The sequence below is a fragment of the Candidatus Krumholzibacteriota bacterium genome, from assembly GCA_016931295.1.
Lineage (GTDB): Bacteria > Krumholzibacteriota > Krumholzibacteriia > Krumholzibacteriales > Krumholzibacteriaceae > JAFGEZ01.
On record JAFGEZ010000031.1, the window covers coordinates 18,177 to 40,156 of the forward strand.

Consider the following 21,980-nt stretch of genomic DNA (forward strand, 5'->3'; position numbering starts at 1 on the left):
TCGTCAGCGCAGGAGGACGGCCTTGCGGGCGATCCGCCGCCCGCCCGTCTCGAGCACGTAGAGATAGACGCCGCTCGCCGCGCCGGCGGGGCGCCACGGAACCGCGTGCAACCCGGCGTCGAGACGGCCGTCGACGAGGGTGGCGACGCGCCGTCCCCGCACGTCGTAGACGCGCAGGAGGGCGCGCCCCGGCCGGTCGAGGACGAAGCGGATGACCGTCGACGGATTGAATGGATTCGGCTCGTTCTGTTCGAGGCGCAGAAGCGGCGGCGGCGCGTCCGCGCCGGTGGCCGGATCCCTGAAGAAGACGAGGCCCCGGTACGCCTCGCGGTCGTGGGCCCACGCGTCGATCTCGATCGAGGTGAGCGAGTCGGGGATCGTCCGGCAGCGTTCGACGGTCGCCGTGCCGCCGGCGTCGGCCACGCCCCGGGCGAAGCACTCGCCGTCGGCCCAGAGGGCGACGAGGGCTCCCTCGACTCCCGTGTCGACGACGATCGAAGCGGCGCCGCGGCTCATCAGGATCGGGTGCGAGACGCTCATCGGATTCGGTTCGTCGGTCCACGTCTCCATGACCGGGTCCCCGAGCAGGTTCAGGCAGTAGTAGACCCAGCGGAGACCGCCCGTCTCGTAGAGGTCGGGCGGGACGAGGAAGGGCGCCACCTCCTCCTTCGAGCGGTTGTTCGCCTCGCCGAGGGTGTTGCAGCCCTCTGAGAAGACGGCATCGAAGAACTCGCGCATGAAATGCTGGTTGGGCCCGTCGGTGCCGGGGGCGTCGGCGAGTCCGAATCGCGAGTTGCCGATGAAGGCGACGGCGCAGTGGGGCGTGGTGACGAAGATCTCGCCGATGCAGTCCACGGGATCCCATTGGGTGGAGGACATCCGGTTGTCGAAGGCTCCCGCGTAGCAGCCCTGCGAGTAGAAGACGGGAAAGGGCGCAGCGGATCCGTCGTTGGCGAAGGTGTATTCGTTTATCTGGTCGGGCCTCAGGTGCATGCAGTAATGCGTGTAGGAATGCCCGAGATGCGCCAGCCAGAGCGTGCCGTCGTTCACCTCGTGACAGACGTCGGCATTGTACCAGTAGTCGCCGTCGCGTTCGTAGCGGCGCGTCACGGCGAAGCCGACCGGGTAGCCGCAGGTCTCGTAGCCGTTCGCAACGCACGTGCCGACGAGCTCGTCCATGCAGTCGCCCCCGTAGACGAGCGGTTCGTCCCAGAGCTTCTCGCCGAGGAGGACGACCGAGCGGTTCATGCCGGCGACCGGGCTCGACTGGTAGAGGATCGTCTTGTTCACGAAGTCGGCCGCCTCGGCCGGGTCGTCGACCGGCGCGCGGCCGACGGCGACCTCGGCGAAGAGGTCGTCCTCGCCCGGCTCGCCCCACGCCGTGTCGGCGTCGTCGTTCCACGAGCCGTCGAGGCAGGCGAAGTAGATATCGGCCGGGATGTTGTTGTCGTGCTCGAAGGTCGGGTCCGCGAGTATCCCCTCGAGGAGGAAGCCGCAGTAGAGGGGACGGAAGGGGACGGTCTTCGGGTCGTCGGGATGGCCGTCGGCGTCGCCGCCGAGCAGGACGTGCGTGATCCCGTTGTGGATGTAGGCGTCGCGGATCGCCCGCCGGACGTTGTCCGCCGGGTCGATCCCGTCGAAGACCTCTTCGACGCTCTCCCAGGCGACGATCTTCGTGCGGATGCCGCGCCGGTTGTAGAATCGCCTGAGCGGCTCGAAGGAGGAGGCGAGGGTCTCGTTGGTGAGGATGAGGTACTCGTAGCGCTCGAAGCCGAGTTCCTCGGCGCGGGAGTCGGCCGGCGCCGGCGCCGCCCCCGGATTGTCCACGAGCGCGGAGAGCCGGGCGATCGTTTCGGCGTCCGTCCGGCGGAGCTCGGCCGCCTCGGTTGCGCGCGGGTCGGGCGACGTCTCGACGACGAGCTCGATCTCGCCGTACCAGCCGACGAGACCGCCTCGCGGATGGAAGGCGGCGGGACTGAAGGAGCCGACGGCGATCGGGTGCCCCCGGTAATGGAAGGTGCGGAACCGTGCCGTCTCCGGCTCGACCCACCGGTCGACGCCGTAGGCCGCCTCGTTCACCCGCAGGTCGCTTCGACGCGGGGCGCTGACGGGGATGAAGGCCTGGCGGGGGGCGAGACGGCAGGTGCCGGCGACGGGGGTCCAGTCTCGTCGCTCGATGCGCACCGACGCCGCGCGTTCGCCCTCGGGCAGGAGGATGCGGGCGCCGCGGAAGGGAAAGGCCGGCTCGCCGACGGGGCCGAGCCCGATCGTGTTCTCGAAGACGAGCGCGGAGAATCCGCCGCCGCGCGGCTCGATGCGCGGGGCGTCGAAGCGGTAGACGGCGCGCACTTCGCCGGCCTGGGCGGCGCCGGCCGCGAAAAGTACGGCGAGCAGGGCGCAGGAAAGCAGACTCGTCGACCTCATGGAGGGCTCCTTTCGGAGGAGCGCCTGCTCTCGACCGGGTGGGATTCCGTCACGGGACGGTGCGAGCATGGCGTATCCGTTCTTCGCTCGGGACGCGTCGGCCGGCCACACTTCGAATATACTACGCAACCGCCTGTGAGGAAAGGACTCCCGCGCGCGCCCGGTCACCGCAGCAACACGAGTTTCCGCGACCGCGTCTCGTCTCCCGCGCGCAGCACGCAGAAGTAGACCCCCGAGACGGCCTCGCGGCCCGCCTCGTCCCGTCCGTCCCACATGACGCTGTGCGCCCCGGCCTCGTAACGCCGCTCGCGGAGAACGCGCACGAGCCGTCCGCGCACGTCGTAGATCCTGATGCTCGCCCGCCCGTCCGCGGGGATGTAGAAGGGGATCCACGTCACGGGATTGAAGGGGTTGGGCCAGTTGGCGTCGAGGACGAGCCGCGGCGGCCGGTCGCCCCTCTCGATCTCCCCGACGGCGACGGCGACGCCCAGCGCGTCGAGGATGCGGAGCTTGCCCCAGCCCCACGTGTCGTTGTAGACGGCGCCGGTGAACCCGTCGGCCAGGGCGGCCGCGGCGATCCGCCCCTGGATCCCGTCGGCGGTGAGCGTCGTGTCGGACTGCTTCACGAGGGCGACGGCGGCCGCCACGTGCGGCCCCGCGGCGCTCGTGCCGCTGAACTGGCGGTAGCCGCCGAGCGGATAGCCGCCGGTGTCCTGGCTCGTCCGGGTCGAGTAGACGTCGTAGTTGCCCGGCGAGGCGATGTCGAGCAGGTGCTTGCCGTCGATCCTCGCCCCGCGGCCGCTGAAGGCGCTGATCTCGCCCGGCGGGATCGACCCGGCGCCGACGCCGCCGTACCCCTCGAAGCCGCGCGTCGAGTAGGAGGCGTTGCAGAAGGCGCTGTCGGCGGTCGCCGGCCAGGTGACGTTGCGGTCGTTGGAGACGTCGTCGAGCCACTCGGCGCCGCCGGCCCACGAGGAGAGATTGTCGGCGACGTTCTCGATCGTCTCTATCTCGCCGGCCGTTTCGTTGACGATCGTGAGCTCCCACGTGCCGAGGACGTTCGGATTGTTGTTGTAGGCGACGTAGAAGTCGAACTCCATCGTCCCGCGGTCGCTCTCGTACCAGTCGAACCAGAAGTAGTAGCCGTCGAATTCGTACAGGCCCGGTTCGAAGGTGAATCGCCCGCCGAGCGGCGTCTCCATGCGGAAGACGAGGTCGTCGATCGCCGTCCGCCAGAGGACCGTCCCGTAGAGGTAGCCGATGTCCTGGCCGTTGTACTGGGGGACGCCGATCCGCACGGTCGTCGAGTCGTTCGCCGGAACGTTCGAGATTGCGTGCTTGCCGCCGCGGGCGAGGTTGCCCGAGGGCGTCACCTGGACGATCGTCTCGTTCTCGATCGAGATGATCTCGGCGTCGAGGGTGGAGCCGTCGAGCGGCTCCCAGACGAACCCCCCGAACTCGTAGAGCATCGCGTCGGCCTCGCGGGAGCGGGCCCAGGGCACGAGGTAGGAGATGGGGAGCCCCGAGAAGAAGTAGCCGGCGAGGATCTCGGCATCGGGGGCGACGCCGGTGAAGCGGTGGCGTCCCGGCCAGCCGCCGGCGAGGATCCCCGAGACGGCCGTGCCGTGGCCGTTCGTGTCGTTTTCGTTCATGATGAGGTCGACGCCGCGCTCGCGTTCCACCTGGTCGGCGTTCGCCGTGGCCCGCACCTTCGACGTGCCGAGGGCGACGAGTCGCTCGCCCGGGTCGAGTTCGCCGTCGGCGTCGTCGTCGAGAGCGATGAAGAGAAGCTCGCCGTAGGTCGGGTCGCTTTCGGCGAAGCCGTCGCCCGGACCGTATTCGCGTTCGCCGTTGCCGTTCGCGTCGTTGTAGAGCCAGTCCCACCAGGTCTGGCAGACGCCGTCGTCGTTGCTCGGGTAGCCCGCGCCCCAGACGTGGGCGGGATCGTAGATCCACCCGTCCAGGAAGTCGAGCGTCTCGCCGGCGTCGGCGAAACCGTCGCCGTCCAGGTCCACCGCGTCCGTTCCCGCGGTGAAATCGCCGGATTCGTCGGCGTCGATCCAGTCGAGCGTGTCGCCGTCGGCGCGGAAGAAGGAGGGATGGAAGACATCGATCCCCGTGTCGAAATCGGCGATCCGCATCCCCGAGCCGGCGATCGGGGCGCCGAGCGGGTCGTCGTAGCCCCGGGCGGCCGCCGCCTCGATCTCGACCGCGCTCACGTCGAGCAGGGGAAGGACGACGGGGTTCCAGGCCGCCTCGACGCGCAGCAGCTCGCGGCGCGCGGCGAGGCCGTCGAGGGCCTCCCACGGCACCCTGAGGGGATAGATCGCCCCGGTGCGCGCGATGTCGCCGCCGGCCTCGAAGAAGCGGACGCCGTCGGCGCGGAGCGCCTCGATCTCGGCGCCGGAGAGGACGTGGTCGAACTTCGCCGTCACGACGACCGATTCCCCGGCCCCGGCCGCGAGAAAGGGACGCCCCGCCATCCCGGCGAGGAGGGGGGCGGCGCGGTGGTCCGCGAGAAAGCGGAGGGAGGGGTCGAATTTCCCGCCGGCCGCCGGCGATCCAACCGCGGCGGTCAGGAAAACGAGGATGCAGGAAACGGCGACGAGCGGTCTCATGAGGCGTCTCTCTTCCCGGCGGGCCGGCCCGCGCGTGATTTGATGGAACTGCAGCGGTTTCCCCGTATGATACCACATCGGCGCGCCGCGTTCAAACGGGGCGCGGAGAACGGCGGCGCGACACGACGATCGGCGAATGCGGAAATGAGGGCGTCGGGGCGGGCTGGAGCGCGAAGCGGCGATCGGGGGCGCGGGCGGTTCGAGACGGAAAGCGACGGGGGAGCGCCGCGTGCGGCGCCCCCCCGCGAAGCGATCCTGCTGCGGATCAACTCTTGTCGGGATCCTTCGGCTTGGTGTACTTCGTGCGCGGAGGATCCTCCGAAATCTTCTGCATCAGGTACTCGATCGTCCGCTCGAGTTGCGGGTCACGGCCCTTGACGACCTCGTCGGGCATGTTCTCGACCTCGATGTCGGGGGCGATCCCCTCGTTCTCGACGTCGTATTCCTCGTCGAGGTTCATGAACCCGACCGTCGGCACGGTGACCATGCCGCCGTCGACGAGCGGCAGGTTGCGGTTCATGCCGACCAGTCCGCCCCAGGTCCGCTTGCCCACGAGGGGGCCGAGCTTGTTCTGGCGGAAGAAGAAGGGGAAGGCGTCGCCTCCCGAGCCGGCGCGCTCGTTGATGATGCAGGCCATGTGGCCGACGGGCGCGGCGACGGGGAAGGGGTTGACGCGGCCGTACCGCTCGCCCCAGAGACTCGAGATCCTGCGGCTGAGCCGGTCGGTGAAGAGGGTCGGCATCCAGCCGCCGCTGTTGTAGCGGACGTCGACGACGATCCCCTCCATCCGCGCCTGCGCGTAGAACTGCCGCGCGAACTCGACGAGTCCCCAGACGGCCGTCGACGGGACGTGGATGTAGCCGATCTTCCCGCCGGAGGCCTCGAGGGTCTTCAGGCGGTTCCCCTCCACCCAGTCGTCGTAGCGGAGGTTGATGTCGCTGGCGACGGGGACGACCGTGTAATCCTTCGGGTCGTCGTCGCCCGGCGTCGTGCCGACCGTGACGATCGTCTGCTCGCCGGCGAGCCCCTCGAGGAGCTCGTAGGGGTTCGTCGGGTACTTCAGGTCGACGCCGTTGATCGCGAGAAGAAAGTTTCCCTCCTCGACGGCGATCCCCGGCTGGGCGAGCGGGGCGATGAACTGGGGATCCCAGTTGCGGCCCCCGTAGATCTTCGAGATGCGGTACCGGCCGCTCTTCGAGTCGATCTCGAGATCGCAGCCGAGCTTGCCGCCGCCGATGAACGAGGCGCTCGGGTAGTAGTCGCCGCCGCCCACGTAGGAGTGCCCGACGCACAGCTCGGCGATCAGCTCGCCGATGACGTAGTTGAGGTCGTCGCGGCTCGTCAGGTAGGGAATGAACTGCTCGTAGCGCTTCTTCATCGCGTCCCAGTCGACGCCGTGCATGTTGTCGACGTAGAAGAAGTCGCGCTCGAGCCGCCACGCCTCGTTGAACATCTGCGCCCACTCGGCCCGCGGATCGAGCTTCATCGTGAGCCCGGCCGTGGAGATCGAGCCGTCGCCGACCTTCTTGCCGGGGGCGACGTCGATGATCCCGTACTGGCCGCGCGCGGAGTAGATGATCTTCTTGCCGTCGGCGGAGACGTCGTAGCCGTTGATCCCGGCGATGACCGTCTTCGCCTCGCGCTCCTTGAAGTCGAAGAACTTGAGCTCCGCCGAGCCGGGCATGCCGTTCAGCGAGATCGGCGTGCTGGGGACCTCGGCGAAGAGGAGCTTGCCCTCGAGGGCGTAGAGCCCGATGAAGTTGCCCGTTCCGAGGGGAAGGGCGACGACGCGGTGCTCGATCCCGTCGAAGTCGATCTTGATGCCCTCTTCGTCCTTCTTCTCCTCGTCGGTCTTCTCCTCGTTCTTCTTCTTCTTCTCGTCGCCGTTTTCGTTCTCGTCCTTCTTCTCCTCCTCCTTCACCTCGACCTCGTCGCTCTCGGGAGCGAGGAGGCTCGGCGTGTCGGCCGCCAGCGTGAGGACGCAGACGGTGGAGGGGTAGGGGAAGTCGACGTCGAACTCGCGCGAGTGGAACCGGATGTTCTGCGAGCGGTCGGAGACGAAGAAGAGGTACTTGCCGCCCGGGTCGAACGTGGGATCGTAGTCGTTGTACATCCCGCTCGTGACGCGCTGCGAGCGTCCCTCGTCGAGGGAGTAAAGCCAGATCGAACTGAGGGCGCTGTCGAAGTCGCGCTTCGAGTAGGCGATCCACTTGCTGTCATGCGACCAGGCGAAATCGTTGAGATCGCCCCAGTCGTCCTCGTCGATCACGTGGAATTTCTTCGCCTCGACATCGGCCCAGTAGAGCTTGAAGGTCTGGTCGTAGAAGAGGATCTTCTTGCTGTCGGGAGACCATTTCAGCAGGAAGGGGTAGTTGTGGAGCCCCTTGGTCACGCGCACGGGATCGCCCGTGCCGTCCGCCGGGCGCGTGTAGAGCTCGTATTCGCCCGTTTCGTCGGCGAAGTAGGCGATCCATCTGCCGTCGGGGGAGTATGCGGGCGACCGTTCCCGTACGCCGGAGGTGCGGCTGATGTTCCTGGCCACGCCCTTCTCGGCCGGCACGGTGAAGATCTCGCCCCGGGCGCCGAAGATCGCGCGCTTGCCGGAGGCGGATAGATCGAAGGTGCGGATCATCCCCGCGGCGTTCACGAAATGCGGCCGCGTGGAGTTGAGCTCGCCGGGCACCTGTACCTTGATCCGCTCGGCCTTCTCCGTTGCCAGGTCGAGGACGTACAGGAAGCCGCCGTTCTCGTAGACGATCCTGCCGTCGCCGAGGCTCGGCCACTTGACGTCGTATTCCCTGTGGCTGGTGATCTGCCGGATCTCCCTCGTCTTCATGTCGAGGCAGAAGATGTTCATCGCGTGGGAACGGTCGGAGACGAAGTAGACGCGGTCCCCGAACCACATCGGGAAGGCGTCGGTGCCCTCGAAGTCGGTGAGCTTCTCCGAGACGTTCTTCTTCAGGTCGTAGAGCCAGATCTCCTGCGCCATGCCGCCGCGATAGCGTTTCCACGTGCGGAACTCGCGCGACATGCGGTTGTAGGCGATCTTCGTGCCGTCGGGGGAGAAGGAGGTCAGCTCCCCCTCGAAGAGGGGCAGGGCCTCCGGGTAGCCGCCGTCCACGCCGACGAGGAAGAGCCGGCGGTAGCGTGGTCCGGGGTTGGTCTTCGATTCGCGGGACGACCGGAAGAGGATCTGTTTGCCCGAGGGATGCCAGTCGACGACGAGGTCACCCATCGAATGGTAGGTCAGCCGCTTCGGCACGCCGCCGCCCACGGGGATCGTGTAGACGTCGTTGTTGCCGTCGTAGAGGCCGGTGAAGGCGATCGTCTCCCCGTCCGGGGAGAACTTCGCGAAGCCCTCGTTCCCGCCGTGCGACGTGAGCCTCGTCGCCGTGCCTCCTTCGGCCGGCACGAGCCAGAGATCGCCGCCGTACGTGAAGACGATCCTGTCGCCGTGGATGTCGGGAAAGCGCATGAGACGGCTTTCCGGCTCGGCGTGCGCGACGCCGGCGACCATCAGGGCCGCCACGACCAGGAACAGCAGTTCCCGTTTGCCCATGGGTCCTCTCCTTTCGAATGACTGAAGGACATATCGAGACATGCGCCCGATCCGCGCATGGTCTTCTTGTATACTGTCCGCGCGCCGATAAGTTTCACGGCCGGCGCTCTTTTTTCCGCCCCGCCCTTCCGGCCGCCCCGCGTGGGGGATATCACTCATTTGAACCGCCTGTTTGAAACCGGTCCGGAAAACCGGCCGTAGACAAGAGCGTGTGCCGCGGCCGAAGAGGGCGCGGCGACCGACGCCGGACGGAAGACGGCCGGAAGGAGGTGGATCCGCCGTCACCGCCGCCGCCCCGCGACCGATACCGGAGACGATACAAAACGAGAAACGACAACGACGAAAGGTGCTTCGATGAGACACGCTATCGCATTTCTCCTGGTGCTGCTGGTTCCCGCCGCGATCCTGGCCGATCCCGCGATCGGCTTCTTCTTCGACGCGGAAGCGTCGGTGAACACGCTCGACGATCCCCTGCCGATGGTCGCGATGGACGGATACGTCTTCGCGGTCGGATTCGAATGCTACGTCACGGCCGCCGAGTTCAAGGTGACCTATCCTGCCGCCATGATCTGGACGGGCGAGGAATTCACCGCCTCCCTCTCGATGGGCCAGACGACCTCGGGCGTCTCCCTCTCCTTCTGGCCGCCCCTGAACGGCTGGGTGCCCGGCTACAACCTGATGGCGACCGTCCATTTCATTCTGACCGGCGATTGCGACGCGATCGGGAACGATGTGCCGATCGTCGTCGGGCCGCACCCCGACACGGGGCTCGTCCAGGCGGCGATGTGGCCCGACAACGTCCTCTTCGATGCGGTCGGGCTGACCGCGACGATCTGCCCGTCATCGATCGGCGTGGAGGAGGAGAGCTGGGGAGCGATCAAGTCGATGCTGAAATAGCGGGATAGAGACGGTGATCTCTCCTGCCGGTCGGGCGTTCCCCCCGGGGAGCGCCCGACTCGCGTATTCTCCGCCGCGGAGGCGGGCGTCGCCACCGGCGCGAAGGGCACACAACCGGCGCCCGGCGGCGGGTCCGTCACCGCTCCGGGTGGTCGGATTTCCCGGGCGGGCGGCGTTCCGGGACGAAGACGCGGGGGATCGTGCCCTCGTTCCATTCCCGCGAGACGTAGAGGTTGCAGAAGCAGGAGCCGAACTCGGCGACGTCGGGTTTCCGGTAGTCGCAGGGACACATGATGTCGGCGTCCCATTCCCGGTTCCCCGAGGCGAGCCGGCAGGGGCAGGCCAGGTAGCCGTACCGTTCGCGGTTGACGAGCAGCCCCTCGAGGAGCTCGAGGGTGCGCTCGCGGTCGTCGTTGAAGCAATACCCCTTCTTCTCCTGCAGCGGCTTGAGCCGCTCGTAGAGCTTTTCGGCCTCGGTCATGGCAGTTTCAGCGCCTTCCTGATCTCGTCCTCCCTGAATCCGACGATGACGACGTCGCCGCCGATGACGATCGTCGGATAGGAACGGCGCGGGTTGAGTTCTTTGATCTCGTCGACTGCCTTCTTCTTCTCGTCCTGTTCGAGGAGGTCGACGTCGACGAATTCGTATGGCACGCCGCACTCCTCCATGAAGCGCTTGGCCGCCCTGCAGTGGCTGCACGTGCTGATCGTGTACATGAACACCGACGGGGTGTCGCTCACGCCGTTCCTCCTTGCCCGCTGTTGATGATCGGGAGTATCTTCGCACAGTCGGCGCCGCGGGGCAACCGGTAATCGCGCCCGGACGCCTCGGGCCGCCGGCGGGAGGAATGTCGATGGAACGACTCGCCGAACTGATCGAATCGTCGGTCCACGTCGTCGCATTCACCGGCGCGGGGGTGTCGACCTTGTCGGGGATCAGGGATTTCCGCGGGGAGAACGGCCTCTACCGGACGCTCGACGCCGACCGCGTCTTCGACATCCGCCATTTCGTCGACGATCCCGCGTACTACTACCGCCATACGAAAAACTTCATCTACGACCTCGACGGGAAGACGCCGAGCATCGTCCACACCGAGCTCGCGCGGCTCGAGGAGGCGGGGATCGTCCGCGCCGTCATCACGCAGAACATCGATCTTCTCCACCAGAAGGCCGGCTCGCGGACGGTCATCGAGGTGCACGGCACCCCGTCGGTGCATCGCTGCCTCGACTGCGGCCGGGAGTTCTCCTTCGCCGAGATCGCCGCGATCGTCCGCCGCGACGAGGTGCCGTGGTGCGACTGCGGCGGCGCGATCAAGCCGGACGTGACCTTCTTCGGCGAGGCCCTGCCGGCGCGGGCGATCGAGGGGGCCGTCCGGGAGTGCGCGCGGGCCGACCTGCTGCTCGTCCTCGGCTCCTCGCTCGTCGTGACCCCGGCCGCCCATTTCCCGCTTTATACGATCGAGCACGGCGGCAGGATCGTCATCGTCAACCGCATGCCGACCCCGCTCGACCGCTACGCCGCGCTCCGCTACGACGAGCTCGAGACGGTCTTCGCCTTCCTCCACGATCGGCTGTGAGACCGGGCCGGCGGAAATCCCCGGCCGGCGCCCGGCGCGTTTTCGCTTGGATCGATCCGGCGCGCGTGCGATGATTTCGGCCGACGGAACGCGTGGGTGCAAGTTATGTCCAGGCCGCGGCCATCCCGACTTGCGGGGTGGCCGTGTCCTTTTTCCGCGGGAGGGTATCGATGGAGACCGGGATCGTCGTCATCGCCGTGTATCTCGCCGCCGTCGTCGCGATCGGGCTCGCGGCGCGCACGCGCTGGCGCAGCGGGCCCGAGGAGTACTTCCTCGCCGGGCGCACACTCGGCGGGCTCGTGTTCCTCGGGACGATGGCGGCCACGAATTTCTCCGCCTTCACCGTGTTCGGCGCCTCGGGCGCCGGGTATCGCGACGGCTACGCCTTCTTCCCGATCGTCGGGTTCGGCACCGGTTTCATGGCGCTCTCCTTCTGGGTCGTCGGCCGGAAGATCCACCTGATCGGCAGGGAGCGCGGGCTGGTCACCCCCGCCGAGCTCGTCTCGTTCCTCTACGGAAGCCGCCCGCTGGCGGGGCTCTTCGCGCTCGTCATGATCGTCTTCACCGTGCCGTACATCGCCCTCCAGCCGATGGCCGGCGGCTATGTCCTGCGCGAGCTCTTCGGCATCCCCCATGCGGCCGGGGCGGCGCTCGTGACCGTCGCCATCGTCCTGTACGTGCTCCGCGGCGGTCTCCGGGCGGTCGCCTGGACCGACGTCTTCCAGGGACTGCTGATGGTCGGTCTCCTCGTGGCGGCGTTCGTCACGGTCGCCGGCCGCCTCGGCGGCTTCGAGCGGATACACGCCTCGCTGCGCGATGCGCATCCCGCGCTGCTCTCGCGTCCCGGCGGGGAGGGACGGTTCACGCCGGAGATCTGGCTCAGCTACCTTCTGCTCTGGTTCCTCTGCGACCCGATGTTCCCGCAGCTCTTCCAGCGGTTCTACGCGGCGAGGGACGTGGCCGCCATCCGGCGCGCCATGCTGTGGTATCCGGCCGTCTGCACGGGCGTCTTCTTTCTCCCCGTCGCGCTCGGGGTCATGGGACGCCTCGCCGTTCCCGGCCTCGAGGGGGCCGCGGCCGACCAAATCCTTCCCGCGATGCTCGGGCCGCTCTGCGGGGAGACGATGGCGGCCCTGATCATGACGGCGGGGCTCGCCGCCCTCATGTCGACGATGGATTCGCAGCTCCTCACGCTCGGTTCGATCTTCGGACGCGACGTGTGGCCGCTCGTCTCAAGGTCGCCGGGCGCGGGCGAGAGCATGGCCGGGCGGATCTTCGTGCCGGTTCTCGCGGCGGCGGGGTTGCTTTTCGCCGTCGATCCGCCGGGGACGATCCTCGCGATCGCCACGCAGGCGTTCACCGGCCTCGCCGTCCTCTTTCCGACGGTCCTTTTCGGCCTCTACCTCGAACAACCGAGCGCGCCGGCGGCCATCCTCTCGATCATCGCCGGCGAGGCGGTCGTTTTCCTCGCCATGGCGGGGATCGTTCCCACGGGGGGGTTCCTGCCCGTTTTTCCCGCCGTCGCCGCCGCGGCCGGCGTCTACGCCGCCGTCGCCCTCGCCGCAAGCCGGCGGATTCGTCTCCGGGCGCCGGTCTCGCGCCGGAACGCCGCGTTCGGTGCGGCATTCGCGCTTCTTCTCGCTCTCGCCGTCGACCGGTGGTGGTGGAACTCGTCGCGGCCGTCGTTGGGCGGGTTCCCCGCGTGGTTGTGGTTCTTCCTGTTGCTCTCCGGCGTCCAGACGGCTCTCATGGCCGTGTGGACGCGCCGGTCAGGCCACACGACGGGCGATCGCGGTTGCCTTCGCCGGCCCGCCGGGGTAGAGTGAGACCGTTACGGGCCTTTACAGGGAGAGCGCCATGTCGAGGGGCAAGAAATCCGCGTTGATCGTCGTCGCCGTCATCCTGTTCCTGGTCGTCGCCGCGAGCGTCGCCATCAGGATCGTCCTCACGCCGGAGAAGCTCCGCACGCTCGTCGTGCCGCGGATCGAACGCGCCACCCGGGCGAGCGTCGCCTTCGAGACGATCGGCGTCAGGTTCCCTTTCGGTTTCGGCGTGGATATCGGCGAGCTCTCCGTCGAGAAGACGACGGCCGGCGGCGAGACGATCGCGCTCGTGGCCCGAAAGACGATCGTCCGGGCGAAGCTTGTGTCCCTGATCCGGCGGCGGCCGGAGATCGACCGCGTCGAGATCGACGGCGCCTCGCTCGGCGTCTCCGGCGCTCCGGGGGGCAGGAAGATCGACGTCCGCGGTCTCTCGGCCGTTTTGTCGGCCAGGCCGGCAGGAAACGCCTTCGACGTGCAGGCAGGTTTCCGGGCCGATACAATCGCCGTCCGCCGCGGGGCGGGAGCGGCCCCGATCGTCGCGGAGCGACTCCGCCTCGAGGTGGATGCGGCGGTCGACGCCGATTACGAGAACGTCTCGATCCGCGAGGCGACGATCTCGTGGGACGACCTGGCGACGGTCGTCGTCACGGGCACCGTGTCCGAACTGCACGACCGGCGCGTGGTCGATCTCGACGCGACCGTGCCGCCGGCGCCGGCCGCGCCCGTCGCGGCGAAACTCGCGGCCCTCCGTGCCGCGGCCGATCTCGACCGCGGCGAGCGGGAAATCGCCGACAGGCCGGCCGCGGAAGTGACCGCGGGCTCGTTCAACGCGACGGTGAAGGCCCGGGGCAGCATGGCCCTTCTCTCCGACATGGGCATCGACGGCGAGATCTCGCTCGCCGGTGTCCAGGTGACGCACCCGGCGCTCGCCGTTCCAATCCGTATCGACGGGACGGTCTCGATGACCGACCGCGGTCTCGCGGCCGAGGAACTCGACGTCGTGCTCGGGCGCTCGACGGCGAAGGCCGGGTTCCGCATCGAGACGGCGAACGGCCTCGATCCGGAGACGGCGGCCGTCTCGGTCGACGCGGCGATCGACGCGGCCGACCTGGCCGCGGCGTTGCGCGTCGAGGGCGCGGCGATCTCCGGCGCGGCCCGGTTGCGTCTCGAGGTCTCGGGCCGCCCGGCGGCCCTTGCGGCGCTCTTCCCGGCCGGAACCCGCGAGATGGAGCCGAAAACGATCGGCTGGGCATGGCGCAACGCGGCCGTCGCGGGCTCGATCGAGACGGAGAAGATCGCCCTGTCGCGCGAGGGCGCCCCGCTCGGCGTCGCGGATCTCGACCTGTCCGCGACGATCGCGGGCGGCGACATCGATAACGTCGACGCGAGGTGCACTGTCGGCGGCCGGCCATGGCGCCTGACCGGCGGGATGAAGAACGCCTTCCCCGCCCTCGCCGAACTGGCCCTCGTCCTGCGCGACAGGCCCGACGCTCCTCTCCTCGATGTCCTCGACCAGATGGAGAACGTTCCCGACGCTCGATTCGATCTCTCCGGCCGCGCCTTCGACGCGCGTCCCTTCCAGCGGACGGGGGCCGAACGGATCGCCGCGCGGCCGCCGGCCGGGGGCGGGACGGCGGGCGCCCTCTCCGCTTCGCCCGCGGCGGGACCGGCGATCGTCCTTCTCAAACGCACCGCCTTCTCGGTGCGGATCGACACCCTGCTCGCGAAGGGGGCGACGGCCACGCAGATCGATTCGCGCGGCCGCGCGGCGAACGGGCAAATCACCGTCGATCCCGTCCGTTTCCGCTACGCCGGCGGGGAGGGGAGCGCCGTCGCGACGGTCGATCTGCGCGATCCGGCGAAGGTGAAGACCGATCTCCGGATCTCGCTGAACGAGATCGATGCCGCCACGGCCCTCGCGCCCTTCCCGGTCGCGGCGGGCGTTCTCTCGGGGACCTTCTCGATCGAGTCGACGGCGACTCTCTTCGCCGGCGAGGGGATCGATCCGATCGCCACGCTGACCGCAGCGGGCAACGCCGCGTCGAGCCGGGGATCGCTCAAACTCGACCGGTTCATCGCCCCGCTCGCGTCGTCGGCGCCCATCGACCTCTCCAGCATCCAGTCGGTCGACATCCGGCAACTGGCCGGCGCCTTCGACATCGCCGGGGGGCGCGTGCACGCGGAGGACTGGGCGATCTCGTCGAAAACGGGGGACTGGCTCGTCCGCGGTTCGTTCGGGTTCGACGGCTCGCTCGACTACGACGTCCAAATCAGCATCCCGCCGGCCGTCCAGCGCGACATGAAGGACCTGGCGAAATACGGCGAGCTCGTCGACCTGCTCCGCGACGGGAACGGGAACCTCCTGCTCCACTTCACCGTCGGCGGAACGGTGAAAAAGCCCACGGCGGTCCTCGATCTCGAGGGCGCGAAAAAGAAGGGCGCCGAGAAACTCATCGACCGGTTGCGGGAACGATTCCTCCGGTAGCGGGCGGGGGGAACGACCGGAAGGCAAACGGCGGAAGAAAAGAAAAGCCCCCCGGGAGCGGCGGCAAACCGCCGGTTCCCGAGGGGCCGTTTCTTTTCCGGTTCTCTTCGGACTAGAAGGTCATGTCGTAGTTGACCGCTGCCTTCCTGCCGCCGACCGATACCGTCGGGTAGCCGTCCTCGCAGGTCGCGATGCCCAGCAGACCGCTGCTCGGCATGGGCTCGAAGTTGAAGTTCAGGTCTTCGAGGTTCTGCATGAGAAGCAGGCCGAAGCTCGCGACGTGGATCGGTTCGTACGCCAGCATCGGGCGGTTGAACGAGATCGCGATGCCGTTGAACGGGTCGCCCATCGTCAAGGCGACATGGTCGGGATGCGTGACGTTGACGATACCGTACTGGGAGCCCGCCTCGAGCGAGACGCCTTCCCTGTCGGTCAGCGTCAGCATGAACTCGCAGGCGCGGGCGCAATCGACCCCGCTGCCCTCGAGCATGATGTAGACGTAGCAGTCGAGCTGGGTGAACGCGGACGTGTTGGCCGCGCAGACCGTGGCGTCGCCGTCGAAGAAGATGGCGAGCGACGGGTTCTCGGGCACGTCGATCGTCAGCGTGTACGGCATGGAGACCGTCTCGCTGCCCGCGTCGGTGCACTCGATCGTGAACGTCCATTCCCCGGCGTCGTCCGTCATGCCGACGATCTCGCCGTCAGCCGTCATGCTGAAGCCCGCGGGAAGCGAGCTGCCGATGGCGAGCGACCACGAGTAGGGCTCGGAACCGTTGACGGCCTCGAGCTGCATGGCGTACGGCGAACAGGTGTAACCCGCGGGAACCGTGGCCGTGGTGATCTCGAAATCGGCCGGTTCCGGGGTCGGCGTCACCGTGGAATCGTCATCTGAGCACGACATAACGAGCACGCTCAGCATGAGACCCATCAGGACTACGAAGACTTTCCTCATGGTGAGACCTCCTTCTCTCCAGTGAGTCCTGTACGTCCCCTCGGACGAGCGTTTCAGCAAGGGGTATGCCATACGGTCGCGGGGCCGGCCGGGGCGACTCATCACCTTGTTTCACAGGCGGTTGCATTTTGCCGGCGCTGCCCCGGGCGAGGGCGGGACGTTCCTTCTCGATTCTCATTCTGCCACGGACCGGTGTATCGGGCGGCGACATGGCGCCTTATGTCCAGTACTCCCTTGGATTTCCGGTTGTTCGCGTTTTCCAACGCCACGGATCGTCGCAATGCGCACGAACGCGGTTGGACGTGCAGCGCGCGGCTTGCGCGGGGGAATCCGCCGCCGGGGCGCTAATAGGTTGAATATCCACGGCCGGACGCGGTATATATCGGCAGACGCAGACGGCCGGCCCGGCCGTCCGCCCCGGAACGCAAACCGGAGGTATCCGATGATCGGCTGGATCGTCCTCATCGTGCTCGTTGTACTTCTCTTCGCCGCGATCGGCATCTACAACACCCTCGTCCGCCTGCGGAAACGCTGCGACAACGGGTGGGCCCAGATCGACGTGCAGCTCAAGCGGCGCTACGACCTCATTCCCAACCTCGTCGAAACGGCGAAAGGCTATCTCAAGCACGAGCGAGAGGTGCTCGAGAACGTCACGAAGGCCCGCCAGCAGGCGATCGACGCGAGCGGCGTCGCCGACCAGGCGAAGGCGGAGAACTTCCTCTCCCAGACGCTCCGCTCGCTCTTCGCCGTCGTGGAGAACTACCCGGACCTCAAGGGCAACCAGAGCATGATGGCCGTGCAGGAGGAGCTCGTCTCGACGGAGAACAAGATCTCCTTCGCGCGCCAGCACTACAACGACACGGTGATGGTCTACAACACCCGCACCGAGGTCTTCCCCTCGAACGTCGTCGCCGGCATGTTCGGATTCAAACCGCGCGATTTCTTCGAGCTGGAGGACGCCGCGCAGCGGGAGGCGCCGAAGGTCGACTTCTCGTAGGGGGTCCGGCCCGGTGCGGCGGGATCGTTTCGCCGGGGAAAGGAACGCACGGTGTACGCGGAAATCGCGCGGAACAGGCGCAACTCGTGGCTGCTCGTCGTCGTCGTCTCGGCGGTGCTTCTCCTGCTCGGCTGGGCGCTCGGCGAGTACTGGGGCAACTCGTGGTTCGGCGTCGGCCTCGCCGTGGCGGTCGCCGTCGTCACCTCGCTCGTCTCCTTTTTCGGGGGCGGTTCGATCATTTTGACGATGAGCCGGGCGAAGAAGATCGAGAAGAAGGACGCCCCGCAGCTCTTCAACGTCGTCGAGGAGCTCTCGATCGCCGCCGGGCTGCCGATGCCCGCCGTCTACCTCATCGACGACACGGCCCCGAACGCCTTCGCCACGGGGCGCGATCCCGAACACGCCGCGGTGGCCATCACCTCCGGGCTCCTCGAGAAGCTCACGCGCGACGAGCTCCAGGGGGTGATGGCGCACGAGCTCTCGCACGTGCGCAACCGCGACATCCTCTTCTCGATGATGGTGGGGATCATGGTGGGCTCGATCGTCCTGCTGAGCGACTTCTTCATGCGCTCGTTCCTGTGGGGCGGCGGCCGCCGCCGGAAGAGCGGGGGGAAGGACGGGGGCAATGCGATCTTCGCCGTCGTGGCGATCCTGCTCGCGATCGTCGCGCCGATCTTCGCCAAGCTGCTGCAACTCGCCGTTTCGCGACAGCGGGAGTATCTCGCCGACGCCTCGGCGGTGCAGCTCACCCGCTACCCGGCCGGGCTCGCCGGCGCCCTGCGCAAGATCTCCGGCGACCGCGAGGTGCTCGAGGCGGCGAACCGCGCCACGCAGCACCTCTACATCGTCAATCCGATCAAGCCCTTCGAGAAACGGGCGAAATCCCTCTTCAGCACCCATCCGCCGATCGAGGAACGCATCGAGCGCATCATGTCGATGTGAGCGTATCGGCGCGAAACGGCCGCCGGCGGGGCCGGCGGCCGTGTATCGCCTGTCATCGCGCGTCGATCGGTCAGTCCACGAGGAGCTTCCCGTTTTTCATGATCGCCGTGCCGTCGAGCTCGACGGTCGGATCCCTGACGATCCCGTCGAGATGGATCGGCACGTCGATCGTTCCTCCCATCGACATGTTGTTGCCGAGGGCGATGTGGATCGTCCCCATCACCTTCTCGTCCTCGAGGATGTTTCCGATGATCCGGGCGGCGTCGTTCGTGCCGATCCCGAGCTCGGCCGCGTTGCGGGCCGGTTTGCCGAGCGGCTCAAGCTTCGACTCGAGGAGGGCCGCCTCCGGGCCGCCGGTGATCTCGACGGCGTAGCCGTCTTCCACGCGGATCGTGATCGGCGTCTTCCCGGTGAGATCGCCGATGCCGGCCATCGAGCCGTCGACGACGAAGACGCCGTTCGTTGCGCCTTCCTTCGGCATCATGTAGGACTCGCCGGAGGGGAGGTTGCCGAAGGAGCCGGGCTCGTGCATGAGGCCCGTCGAGGAGATGGCGTCGATCCCGTCGATCGGGATCGTGATGTCGGTCCCCGCGGCGGTGGTGACGCGAGCGACCTTCGCCGCGTCGAGGAGCGCGGTGACGCGCTTCGTCCGCTCGGCGATCGCGTAGTAGTCGGCGTTGAGGCAGCGGACCATCGTGTCGACGGTGATCCCCGGCATCGTCGCCACGCGGCCGCCCCTCGCGCAGGTCGCGCGCCGGGCCGCCGTGTGGGTGAGCGATTTCGAGGTGGGGGCGACGACGACGTCGGAGGAGAGCATCGCCTCGAGCACCGGCGCGGGAGGCTCCTCGCCGTTCCGGCTCAGGGGGTACATCTTGATGAGCATGGCGAGCGCGCCGAGCTCGTTGCCCTGGACGAAGAGGGCCTCGCCGATGTCGGCCAGTTCGGTGTCGGTGACGACGAGGAGCTTCTCGCCGGCGGTCACCTTGAGGCAGTCCCTGACGGCGATCATCGCCGCGTCCATCAGTTTCCTGTCCATGGATAATCCTTTCGTCACGTGTGCCGCCGGCGGGAGCCGGCTTCCGTCCCGTTCGCCCCGGGCGCGCCGACCATCCTACCAGATGACGAACGATCGTTCACGGTTTTTCCCCGCCGTCGGCCTCAAGCGGCGGGAAGACGGCCGGGAGGGGGGCCTTGACCGCGACCGTCCTTCCCGTCGCGGGATGCGGGAAATCCAGTTGCCGCGCGTGGAGGAGCAGGGGGCCGCCGCCGTGCCCGTAGAGGCGGTCGCCCGCGACCGGACAGCCGATCGAGGCGAGGTGGACGCGGACCTGGTGGGTCCGTCCCGTCTCGATCGCCGCCTCGACGAGCGCCCGCCCGCCGGGAAGGCGGCGGAGAAGGCGGTAGGCCGTGCGGGCGGGGCGGCCCTCCGCGTCGACGCGCGCCAGGGACGACCGGTTCTTGCAAACGGCGATCGGCGCGTCGACGGTCCCCGCCGGCGGATCAGGGACGCCGTCGGTGACGGCGACGTAGATCTTGCGTACCCGCCCCTCCCGGAAGGCCGCCGAGAGCGACCGGGCGGCCACGCGCGTCTTCGCGCAGACGAGCACGCCGGTCGTGCCGATGTCGAGCCGGTGGACGGGTGTCCAGGGGAAGGGGGGCGTTTCCGCTTCGTCGCCGGCCGAGGCGGCCCGGCGGGCGGCGAGAAGATCGAGCACCGAGCCGAGGGCCGGCTCGTTGCCCGGCTGGACGGGAAGCCCCGCCGGCTTGTCGATGACGATCACCTGCCCGTCCTCGTAGAGAGCGGAGACCCCGCGTTCGCCGGGGCCGAGGCGCGCCGGTCCGCCGGCCGCGCCGCCCGCCCCTGCGCCAGGCGGTTCCGGAGCTCGCGGACGGGCCAGGCCGGATCCGGCCGGCGCCGGGGCGTCGGCACGGCCGCCGCCGGCGAGGGCCGCCTCGTCGATCTCCACGACGTCGCCGGCGGCGAGACGCTCGCCGCCGCGCGCCCGGCGCCCGTTCAGCGTGACGGGCCCGCGCCGCAGGAAAGCCTGCGCGCCGGCGAAGGAGAGGCCGGGCGCGAGGGCCCGCACGAGGCGATCGATCCTCGTTCCGGCCCACTCCTCGCCGATCTCGATCCGCCGCATTTCGTCTCCGTTCCCCGGCGCCGGCAGGCGCCGGTCGTTTCGTTCCGCCGCCCCGACGGGGGCGGCGGTCACTCGATCGCCTCGATCCGCATCCGTTTCGGATACGTTCCCTCGTAGCGGATGTAGAGGCAGGGGCGCCGTCGCCGCACGGCCTCGTCGCCCGCCACCTCGACGACGTCGAGTTCCGGGCGCTCGAGGCGGACGGCGTCGGCGAGATAGGGGAAGGCCATCGGCGGGTCCTCCACGCAGATCCTGGCCGTGCCGGGGCGCGCGTCGGCCTCGGCGACGATCGCCGCGACCGTGTGGCGGTACATCCCGGTGAACTCGTCCCATTTCTTCTCGAGCCGGTCGATCCGCACGAGGGAGCCCGCGACGACGGCGGCGAGAAGGAGCAGGCCGGCGATCCGCCGCCGCCCGCCCCGATTGACGAGCAGCGAGAGGAGGAGCGCGACGATCAGCGTCGAGCCGACCGATGAGAGGTAGTAGTATCGGCCCTGCGTGATCGATTCGCTCGAGAAGAACCGGTAGCGGAAGGGCGCCGCCGGCAAAAGGGCGATGACGGTCCAGCCGACGGCGAAAGCGAAGGCGCGCCGCCGTCCCGTCTCCTCGCCGGTCCACAAGAGGAAAAGCAGCAGTGGGAGGGCGACGATCTCCGGCGCGAAGGGATGGGTCGACGCGGCAACGTGCGTCCCGGCCGGCCAGGCGAGGCTCAGCAGCGGCCACGGGTAGAGCTGCGCGAGGACGCCGCCGGCGAGATTGCGGAGGGCGTGCGGGCCGGGGCCCCAGTCGCTCTTGAGGAAGCCTCCCATCACCGATTGCCGCAAGGCGAGGTAGAGCGCCGTCGCGACGAGGGCCGCCACGATCGTTTCGCGGCCGACGAACCGCCCGCCGGCGCCTGCCGGCGCGAAGCGCAGGAGCAGGAGGAGGAAAAGGCCCGCCACCGCCGTCTCCTTCGCGGCGAGGGCGAGAACGAAGAGGATCGTGAAGAGGGCCGTCCTGGCGCGCGGACCGGGCCGTTCGCCGGTGGCGGCGAGGAGCGCGAAAAGCAGGAAGGCCGTCGAGAAAAGCGTCGTGCGGGCGCTGATCCAGAGGATCGCCGCCGCGTGCACGCTCGAGACGGCGAAGAGGACCGCCGCCAGCGCGGCGGTCGCCCGGTCGCAAAGCAGCCGCGCGAGGAGATGGAAGACGAGGACGGCGCAGACGACGTGGAAAAGGAGGTTGATCGACGCGGCGAGGGGGATCTTCCCCGGCGCGAGTTGTTCGAGGCCCCAGAAGGAGAGGTTGACGAGGGGCCGGAAGAAGGAGACCACCTGGAAGGTCGCGAGGTTCCCCGGCGTCATCTCCTCGCGGGCCGCCCGCATCCACGAGAAATCGTCGTTGAAGGGGTAGTTGTCGCCGATGCCGTGGTATGCGGCGGCGCAGAGGAGGTAGAGGAGGAGGCAGAGGGCGAGCGTCCCCCGCGTCGTGCCGAGCGCCCGGTCGAGGGCGCCGGCGTCCATGTTGCCGGTCTGCGTCGCCATGGTCGTGCCCCGCATTCTAGCGGAGAGGCCGGATCGCGTCATGCA

At 68.5% G+C, this 21,980-nt stretch carries 15 protein-coding genes; 6 read left to right on the plus strand and 9 right to left on the minus strand.

Annotated elements, in window-relative coordinates; genetic code table 11:
- Positions 1 to 3 precede the first annotated feature (3 nt).
- The 3 genes from JW876_07830 to JW876_07840 form a co-directional block, all read right to left on the minus strand.
- Complete coding sequence (locus JW876_07830; protein ID MBN1885414.1) at positions 4 to 2,424, minus strand: T9SS type A sorting domain-containing protein; 2,421 nt, start codon at positions 2,422 to 2,424, stop codon at positions 4 to 6.
- A 164-nt stretch (positions 2,425 to 2,588) separates the two neighbouring features.
- The gene (locus tag JW876_07835; protein MBN1885415.1) at positions 2,589 to 5,042 is read right to left on the minus strand and encodes a S8 family serine peptidase; all 2,454 of its coding nucleotides are present in this window, start codon (positions 5,040 to 5,042) and stop codon (positions 2,589 to 2,591) included.
- Positions 5,043 to 5,307: 265 nt separating this feature from the next.
- Complete coding sequence (locus tag JW876_07840) at positions 5,308 to 8,601, minus strand: PD40 domain-containing protein (protein MBN1885416.1); 3,294 nt, start codon at positions 8,599 to 8,601, stop codon at positions 5,308 to 5,310.
- 354 nt (positions 8,602 to 8,955) lie between these two features.
- Here JW876_07840 and JW876_07845 point away from each other — a divergent pair, with 354 nt between their 5' ends.
- Positions 8,956 to 9,498 (plus strand): hypothetical protein, encoded by a 543-nt coding sequence (locus tag JW876_07845; protein ID MBN1885417.1) that lies wholly within the window; start codon positions 8,956 to 8,958, stop codon positions 9,496 to 9,498.
- Positions 9,499 to 9,634: 136 nt separating this feature from the next.
- Here the strand turns inward: JW876_07845 and JW876_07850 are convergent, their stop codons facing one another.
- Both JW876_07850 and JW876_07855 read right to left on the minus strand, forming a co-directional pair.
- Positions 9,635 to 9,979: a ferredoxin:thioredoxin reductase gene (locus tag JW876_07850; GenBank protein ID MBN1885418.1), complete on the minus strand. Its 345-nt coding sequence runs from the start codon at positions 9,977 to 9,979 to the stop codon at positions 9,635 to 9,637.
- Positions 9,976 to 10,215 carry a glutaredoxin family protein gene (locus JW876_07855; protein ID MBN1885419.1) on the minus strand — a complete coding sequence of 80 codons (240 nt, stop codon included), beginning with the start codon at positions 10,213 to 10,215 and terminating at the stop codon, positions 9,976 to 9,978. The genes JW876_07850 and JW876_07855 overlap by 4 nt, the downstream gene beginning before the upstream one ends.
- A gap of 137 nt (positions 10,216 to 10,352) precedes the next feature.
- Here JW876_07855 and JW876_07860 point away from each other — a divergent pair, with 137 nt between their 5' ends.
- From JW876_07860 to JW876_07870, 3 genes are all read left to right on the plus strand, one after another.
- Positions 10,353 to 11,075, plus strand: a complete 723-nt coding sequence (locus JW876_07860) for an NAD-dependent deacetylase (protein MBN1885420.1) — start codon at positions 10,353 to 10,355, stop codon at positions 11,073 to 11,075.
- 170 nt (positions 11,076 to 11,245) lie between these two features.
- Positions 11,246 to 12,901 carry a sodium:solute symporter family protein gene (locus JW876_07865; GenBank protein MBN1885421.1) on the plus strand — a complete coding sequence of 552 codons (1,656 nt, stop codon included), beginning with the start codon at positions 11,246 to 11,248 and terminating at the stop codon, positions 12,899 to 12,901.
- A 31-nt stretch (positions 12,902 to 12,932) separates the two neighbouring features.
- Positions 12,933 to 15,383 (plus strand): hypothetical protein, encoded by a 2,451-nt coding sequence (locus tag JW876_07870; GenBank protein MBN1885422.1) that lies wholly within the window; start codon positions 12,933 to 12,935, stop codon positions 15,381 to 15,383.
- Positions 15,384 to 15,495: 112 nt separating this feature from the next.
- Here the strand turns inward: JW876_07870 and JW876_07875 are convergent, their stop codons facing one another.
- Entirely contained in the window at positions 15,496 to 16,335 is an 840-nt protein-coding gene (locus JW876_07875; GenBank protein ID MBN1885423.1) for a hypothetical protein, read from the minus strand.
- 442 nt (positions 16,336 to 16,777) lie between these two features.
- On the opposite strand from JW876_07875, the gene JW876_07880 reads away from it, so the two are divergent.
- Positions 16,778 to 17,332, plus strand: coding sequence for a LemA family protein (locus JW876_07880; GenBank protein MBN1885424.1), 555 nt, complete (start codon positions 16,778 to 16,780; stop codon positions 17,330 to 17,332).
- 51 nt (positions 17,333 to 17,383) lie between these two features.
- Complete coding sequence (locus tag JW876_07885; GenBank protein ID MBN1885425.1) at positions 17,384 to 18,274, plus strand: M48 family metallopeptidase; 891 nt, start codon at positions 17,384 to 17,386, stop codon at positions 18,272 to 18,274.
- Between the two features lie 70 nt (positions 18,275 to 18,344).
- Here JW876_07885 and JW876_07890 read toward each other — a convergent pair whose 3' ends face one another.
- From JW876_07890 to JW876_07900, 3 genes are all read right to left on the minus strand, one after another.
- Entirely contained in the window at positions 18,345 to 19,310 is a 966-nt protein-coding gene (locus JW876_07890; GenBank protein ID MBN1885426.1) for an aminopeptidase, read from the minus strand.
- A 97-nt stretch (positions 19,311 to 19,407) separates the two neighbouring features.
- The gene (locus tag JW876_07895) at positions 19,408 to 20,415 is read right to left on the minus strand and encodes an RluA family pseudouridine synthase (GenBank protein ID MBN1885427.1); all 1,008 of its coding nucleotides are present in this window, start codon (positions 20,413 to 20,415) and stop codon (positions 19,408 to 19,410) included.
- Positions 20,416 to 20,483: 68 nt separating this feature from the next.
- Positions 20,484 to 21,977 carry a hypothetical protein gene (locus JW876_07900; GenBank protein ID MBN1885428.1) on the minus strand — a complete coding sequence of 498 codons (1,494 nt, stop codon included), beginning with the start codon at positions 21,975 to 21,977 and terminating at the stop codon, positions 20,484 to 20,486.
- Between the last annotated feature and the right edge of the window lie 3 nt (positions 21,978 to 21,980).